4 protein-coding genes and 1 pseudogene are annotated in these 6,893 nt (G+C 41.0%); 4 read left to right on the top strand and 1 reads right to left on the bottom strand.

Annotated elements, in window-relative coordinates:
• A pseudogene (locus tag ACRC32_RS29750) lies at positions 1 to 970 on the top strand (hypothetical protein); the annotation flags it as partial.
• Positions 971 to 1,236: 266 nt separating this feature from the next.
• The gene (locus ACRC32_RS29755) at positions 1,237 to 3,018 is read left to right on the top strand and encodes a GmrSD restriction endonuclease domain-containing protein (protein WP_438557363.1); all 1,782 of its coding nucleotides are present in this window, start codon (positions 1,237 to 1,239) and stop codon (positions 3,016 to 3,018) included.
• Positions 3,019 to 3,065: 47 nt separating this feature from the next.
• Here ACRC32_RS29755 and acnB read toward each other — a convergent pair whose 3' ends face one another.
• Positions 3,066 to 5,675 (bottom strand): bifunctional aconitate hydratase 2/2-methylisocitrate dehydratase, encoded by a 2,610-nt coding sequence (gene acnB, locus ACRC32_RS29760; protein ID WP_438557364.1) that lies wholly within the window; start codon positions 5,673 to 5,675, stop codon positions 3,066 to 3,068.
• Between the two features lie 258 nt (positions 5,676 to 5,933).
• Here acnB and ACRC32_RS29765 point away from each other — a divergent pair, with 258 nt between their 5' ends.
• Complete coding sequence (locus tag ACRC32_RS29765; protein ID WP_438557366.1) at positions 5,934 to 6,257, top strand: 2Fe-2S iron-sulfur cluster-binding protein; 324 nt, start codon at positions 5,934 to 5,936, stop codon at positions 6,255 to 6,257.
• 80 nt (positions 6,258 to 6,337) lie between these two features.
• Positions 6,338 to 6,508 (top strand): hypothetical protein, encoded by a 171-nt coding sequence (locus ACRC32_RS29770; protein ID WP_438557365.1) that lies wholly within the window; start codon positions 6,338 to 6,340, stop codon positions 6,506 to 6,508.
• The last annotated feature ends 385 nt before the right edge of the window (positions 6,509 to 6,893 follow it).

Raw genomic sequence — 6,893 nt, forward strand, 5'->3', positions numbered from 1 at the left:
ACTTCATTCGGCTGGTGTGTGCAGCTTTCAACTGTTACATTTGGAAGCTGAAGTAGAGTATCAAGATGAAAGTCCATCGGAATGTCACCTTTATAAAAGTATCTCATTATACGCTTTTCACCTCGGTTCCGGAAGAACCTGTGCGATCGAACATATAAATCAACCTATTACTGTCTATAATCTTATTTCCATTAATCCTCAGCATAACTTTTATGCCAACAAAATTTTAGTCCACAACAAAGGTGGTGGAGCTGGTGGTAGCGGAGGCTTTTCTGTAGGAAGAGGCAGGGATGGTTCAGTTGTTCCGCTCAATAGAAAGACTCTCCATAGTTTAGCAGTTGTGTTTGTACTCTTATTGAGTGTAATAGTACCTTTTGCTTGGTTACGAGAAATTTACAACTCTATTCGATTCTTTAGAAAAGATTTTACTGACGATCTAGATTTAATTAAATTTACTACACTTGCAAATCCAACTTTTACTAATCGCTACTCTGCTAGTTATGTAAAAGATAATGACATTTGGAGTTTAATCTCAATTGAATCGGAACTTAACGAACAGGAATATCAACACTGTTTGAGTAAATCAGGACTACTAGAAAAAGTTAGTCACTTATTTATTCAGTATCAGTATGATTGGACGATGAAAAATTTTACTCAAATGAATCAGTACGTTGCTGAGCCATTGTGTTCTAGACAGAAAGATATTTTTATACTTAATTTTGAAGAGTGTTATGATATTGTATATCAACCCGAATTACTTGAAATTGCACCGATTAGCTATAAACAAGAACAAGATAAGCATATTTTTAAAGTACAGGTGAATGCAAAAATGACCAATTTTAAGGTATCTCCTCAAGGATACGTGCTAAGTGGTGAACCTGAACCGCGATCTTTTACTGAATATTGGAATATTAGTATAGATTCTGAAAATAAGTGTTATTTAACAGGGATAGAGCAAATTAATTCTTAGAAGATTTTCAATGAGCGATCGCATTTATGATGAAGAGGGTGCGATCGCGTCTTAAGATAGTCACACACTCTTTAGAATAATATCTTCCTCTTACCAAATTTTATATTGCAAAGCGATTACGCATTTTCTTCGCGCTCTAAAAAAATATAAAGATTTCTATAGATCGCAGACTTTGTGTATTAAATAATACTGACATAGTGCTTTTTTCAAAAACTGCGTGTAAGCTTATTTGAAGAATTTAAGTTGTTAGGAAAATAATAGTAGATATGAGTATTGTTCCACGTGGGATGAGCGTTACTGAAGCCTATAGACTATATCGTTCAGGCAATTTGCTAGTAAATCGGAAGTATCAACGAAAACTTGTTTGGACAGTTGTGGAAAAAGAAAGGCTCATTGGCAGTATTTTAAAAGGATATCCTATACCGCTAATTTTGCTGGCAGAACGTCCGCAAATTCACGGTAGCGGCAAATACGAAATTATAGATGGTATGCAACGCCTTAATGCAATTTTAAGTTTTATTGAAAATTTATTTATGTTTGAAGACAAATTTTTTGATGTTGATGAATTTTCTTATGCGAAGCAGTTGGTTGATGATAAAATTTTTTGTTTAGAAGAAGAAAATAATAAACAGCTTCTTTCTCGCAAAGAATGTGCTGACGTTTTAGATTATCAACTTGCAGTCACTATTTATACTGCAATGGAAGAAGAAGATATTACAGAGGTTTTTAATAGGATCAATTCAGGTGGAAAGCACTTAAGCCGTCAAGAAAGAAGGCAAGCAGGAGTAACTACTTCATTTGCAGAATTGGTAAGAACAATTGCTATGGAACTACGAGGCGACGTTTCGCAAAAAGTTCTACGTCTTCCTGAAATGCCTGAAATCAGTATTGATTCAAAGCAATCTAATCAAGGTTATAAAATTAAAGCCGAAGATACAATATGGTGCAAGCAAGGCGCTCTGACAATATTGCAATTGCGTGAAAGTGAAGATGAACAAATTATTGCTGATATTGCAGCATCTATTTTATTGCATAAGCCTCTACCTGTAAGTACTGAACGATTAGACGGTTTATACGATCAAACAACTAGATATTTTCAAGATATAGAAAGTGCTTTAGCAACCTATGGTTTTAAAAAATTAGCTCAAGAGATAATCAACACATTTGCTATTATGAGAGAAACTATCGAAGCTCATAACTCAGAGCCAAAATGCTTGCTACACATTGTTAATCCAAAGAGCAATAACCCGATTAGAACGGCATTTTATACTATATTTATGGCTTTTTTCGATTTGATAGTTCGTCAAAATCTATCTCCGGCTGATCCAACAGGTATTATGAATGCTTTACGAGGACTTCAGCAGAAATTAGATTTAAGTCGTCACTACACAACTACAGAAGATCGTGAGAGAAACATTAACCAGACTAAAGGTCTTATTCAGAATTGTTTTGCTAAGAGGGAACCCTCAGTACTTGGTCATGGTGTTGAGTTGACGTTAGATTTTGAAAATTCTTTGCGTCGTTCTCGTATTGAAACTACTAGGTACGAGTGTAAGCAGGGTTTACTTGACTTATCAGCTAATAGAAGCTTAAATAGTGATTTATTAGTAAGAATTGTTGAAACAATTTGTGGTATTGCCAATTTAGGCTCAGATATGGACGGGTATATCCATATAGGAGTAACTGATTCTAAACAAGATGCTGAGAGGATAGAAAAATTGGATAGAATTGAACCTATTGAAATTAATGGAAGATATGTTGTTGGTATTGACAGAGAAGCAAAACTTCAAAACAAAAATATAGAACAGTATGTAAAACTAATAACTGATGCAATTCAGAAATCTGTACTATGTGAACCTTTAAGAACACAAGTATTAACAAAATTTGATACAATTTCCTATAAAGGTTTTTCTGTAATCAGGATTACCATTCCTGCTCAAAATGCGGTTTCTTTTATTGGGAAAACAGCCTTTACAAGAAAAAACTCTTCAACCATACAAGTAGAAGGTCCAGAATTACTAGCTATCTTTCAGCTTTTTCAAAAATAGGATTTTACTAAAATTGTCAGATGAGGTGGGCATTGCCCACCCTACTATTATTTGGTAGCAGCCGTAGGCATTCCCAAAATATCCTCAATTCGAGGCATTTCTTCTAAAGGAATTACCCTTCCTTCATCCTCAAAACCTGAAATTTGGTCGAAGTTCAAATAGCGATACAAATCGCCAGCGAACGGATGAATTTTGTGTGCCACAATATCCATGTATTCCTGTACGGAAGGCAGACGACCGAGTAAGGCACAAACAGCGGCTAACTCGGCGGAACCGAGGTAAACTTGGGCATCTTTACCCATACGATTGTTGAAGTTGCGTGTAGAGGTAGAAAACACCGTCACGCCATCTTCAACCCGCGCCTGATTCCCCATACATAAACTGCAACCAGGCATTTCTGTTCTCGCACCAGCCGCACCAAAAACACCGTAAACTCCCTCTTCCTTGAGTTGTTTTTCATCCATCCGAGTAGGGGGACAAATCCACAAACGAGTTTTAACTGCGCCAGCACCTTCTAATACTTTCGCTGTTGCCCGATAATGACCGATATTAGTCATGCAGGAACCAACAAATACTTCTTGTACCGGATCGTTTTCTACTTCCGATAACAATTTCACGTTATCAGGATCGTTAGGTGCGGCAACGATTGGTTCCTTGATTTCATTCAGATCGATTTCGATGATTTCGGCATATTCTGCATCAGCATCGCCTTCCATTAATACAGGATTTGCTAACCATGCTTCCATCTTGGCAACGCGCCGCATGATAGTTTTTGCATCCTGATAACCCCGCGCTACCATATTTTTCATCAGCGCGATGTTGGAACGCAAATATTCAGCAACAGTTTCGATACTCAATTTGATGGTACAACCCGCACAAGATCTTTCTGCTGTCGCATCGGTAAGTTCAAAAGCTTGTTCGACTTTTAAATCTGGCAAGCCTTCGATTTCCATAATCCGTCCAGAAAAGATGTTTTTCTTATTCTGTTTGGCTACCGTTAACAATCCTTTTTGGATAGCAACATAGGGAATTGCATTGACAATATCTCGTAGCGTGACTCCTGGCTGTAACTCACCTTTGAATCTGACTAAAACAGATTCCGGCATATCCAAAGGCATCACACCCAAAGCCGCCGCGAATGCTACCAAACCAGAACCAGCAGGAAAGGAAATTCCCAAAGGAAAACGGGTGTGAGAGTCGCCACCAGTCCCGACAGTATCGGGTAACAGCATCCGATTTAGCCAAGAGTGGATGATACCATCCCCAGGACGCAAGGCAACACCAGCGCGAGAAGACATGAAATCGGGGAGTTCGTGGTGAACTTTGACATCAACTGGTTTGGGATAAGCAGCCGTGTGACAGAAACTTTGCATCACCAAATCCGCACTAAAACCCAAACAGGCAAGTTCTTTCAACTCGTCGCGGGTCATCGGTCCCGTGGTATCCTGGGAACCAACGGTAGTCATCATCGGTTCGCAGTAAGTCCCAGGACGGACACCAGCTAAACCGCAAGCTTTACCCACCATTTTTTGCGCTAAAGTGAAGCCTTTACCCGTATCGGCGGGTTGTTTGGGACGAGTAAAGATGGAACTCGGTTCTAATCCCAATGCTGTGCGAGTTTTATCTGTCAGGGTACGTCCAATGAGCAAAGGAATGCGTCCTCCTGCACGCACTTCATCTAAAATTGTGTCGGGTTTGAGGGTGAAGGTAGAGATAACTTCGCCTGCTTCGTTGGTAATTTCCCCTTTATAAGGATGGATGGTAATTACCATACCCGTTTCCATTTGGGTGACATCGCACTGTATTGGCAATGCACCCGCATCCTCAGCTGTATTGAAGAAAATTGGCGCGATCGCACTTCCTAAAATATACCCCCCTGCCCGCTTATTGGGAATGCAGGGAATATCATGTCCGATATGCCACAACACCGAGTTAATCGCCGACTTGCGGGAAGAACCCGTACCGACAACATCGCCAACATAAGCTACAGGATGCCCTTTTTGCTTTAATTGGGCAATGGTTTCTAAACTACCAGGTTGCCGCGATTCCAACATCACCAAAGCGTGTAAGGGAATATCGGGGCGAGTGGTAGCATGGGGTGCAGGAGATAAATCGTCCGTGTTCGTCTCCCCAGGCACTTTAAATACTGTTACCGTGATGGCTTCAGGTAAAGTCGGGCGAGACGTAAACCACTCGGCATTTGCCCAAGAATCAACCACCTGCTTAGCATAAGGATTGCCTTCACTTGACAAATCCAAAACATCGTGGTATGACTCATACACTAAGGCGATCTTACTCAAAGCCTTGGCTGCTGCTTCTGCCAAAGTTGCCTCAGCACTGAGCAAGTCAATCAGCGATCGCACGTTATAACCGCCTACCATCGTCCCCAATAAAGCGATCGCATCAGTAGGGGAAACAAGGGGACTCGTCACCTCACCCTTAGCCACAGCCGTTAAAAACCCAGCCTTAACATAAGCCGCCGGATCGACACCAGGAGGAATGCGATCGCGCAACAGGTGCAGCAATGTCTCCTCTTCCCCAGCAGGCGGGTGTTTCAGCAATTCGCACAAATCCGATGTTTGTTCCGCATCCAATGGTAACGGCGGAATACCCAAAGCCCCGCGTTCTGCCACTTGCTGCCGATATTGTTCCAGCATTCTCTACCTCTTAAAGATCTCCAGTATTTTTACTTTCTACTTCCAGCTTAGTGCTAGCAAGAGACAGTTATCAGTTATCAGTTAACAGTTATCAGTAAGAGTGTGGTGCGTGGTGCGTGGTGCGTGAAAATGCCTCCTGCCAACTACCAACTAGCAACTACCAACTACCACTCACATAAAAAGTAGAGCGTACAAGATAAAATAACCTGTGAGCAATTTACAATGATTGAGCTACGAGGCGATCGCCCTACCTTACATATGTCTCAAACTTACACGGTTCAAATTTACTATCAAGGCGAAACTCACACGATCCAAGTCCCAGAAGACAAAACTATTTTGCGGGCTGCTTATGCCGCAGGCATAGATTTACCGAGTTCCTGTAACGCTGGCGTGTGTACTACCTGCGCTGGCAAAATTCTAGAGGGAACTGTCGATCAAAGTGATGGAATGGGTGTGAGTCCCGAACTTCAACAACAAGGCTATGTCTTGCTATGTGTTGCCTGTCCCCGTTCCGATTTGAAAATTGAGACGGAAAAAGAAGACGAGTTATACGATTTGCAATTTGGACAACCCCAGAAGTGAAGGACAAGGGAGAGAATTTGCAATTCACAATTTACAATTAAACCCTGTACCCTTGCTCGACTCCCGACTCCCGCCATTACATGACTACTCAATTCATCACTCTAGAAATTAATCTTCAGGAAACGCCAGCCCAATTACTGCAAGCAATTGAGACACAATTACGCTTGTCTGGAGAACCGTTACGCTGGGCAATTACTAGCGTAGATTTCCTCCGTCAAAAAGCAATTGTCGAAGCAGTTGTTATCAGTTGATAGTTAACAGTTATCAGTTGTCAGGAAGATAATTCAATCTAAGATTCTGCACTAGGTGCTACTCAATTTTGACTCCTCACTTTTAATTGTTTGTTCTGTTACAGGGATCTTCTCAAAAACCGCCCCTACGAATTTTTCACGGTTGTACGGGCGGGTTTTGGATAACAATCTTTGTGAATTGGTAAGGATTCTAGCTAAACCCGCCCCTACGAATTTTTCACGGTTGTACGGGCGGGTTTTGGAGCGCAATCTTTGTGAATTGGTAAGGATTCTAGCTAAACCCGCCCCTACGAATTTTTGACTTTTAACTTTTGACTTTTGACTTTATATGAATCGTCCCTACACAGCCCTCTTAATCGTCCCTACTGGAATTGGGGCAGCTATT

This window comes from Chroococcidiopsis sp. (assembly GCF_051657925.1).
In the GTDB taxonomy this organism is placed as follows: domain Bacteria; phylum Cyanobacteriota; class Cyanobacteriia; order Cyanobacteriales; family Chroococcidiopsidaceae; genus Chroococcidiopsis.

What these genes read in the sequence shown, in the direction of transcription:
- ACRC32_RS29755 (WP_438557363.1), top strand. Translation starts at nt 1,237, where the DNA reads ATGAGTATTGTTCCACGTGGGATGAGCGTTACTGAAGCCTATAGACTA.
- acnB (WP_438557364.1), bottom strand. Translation starts at nt 5,675, where the DNA reads ATGCTGGAACAATATCGGCAGCAAGTGGCAGAACGCGGGGCTTTGGGT.
- ACRC32_RS29765 (WP_438557366.1), top strand. Translation starts at nt 5,934, where the DNA reads ATGTCTCAAACTTACACGGTTCAAATTTACTATCAAGGCGAAACTCAC.
- ACRC32_RS29770 (WP_438557365.1), top strand. Translation starts at nt 6,338, where the DNA reads ATGACTACTCAATTCATCACTCTAGAAATTAATCTTCAGGAAACGCCA.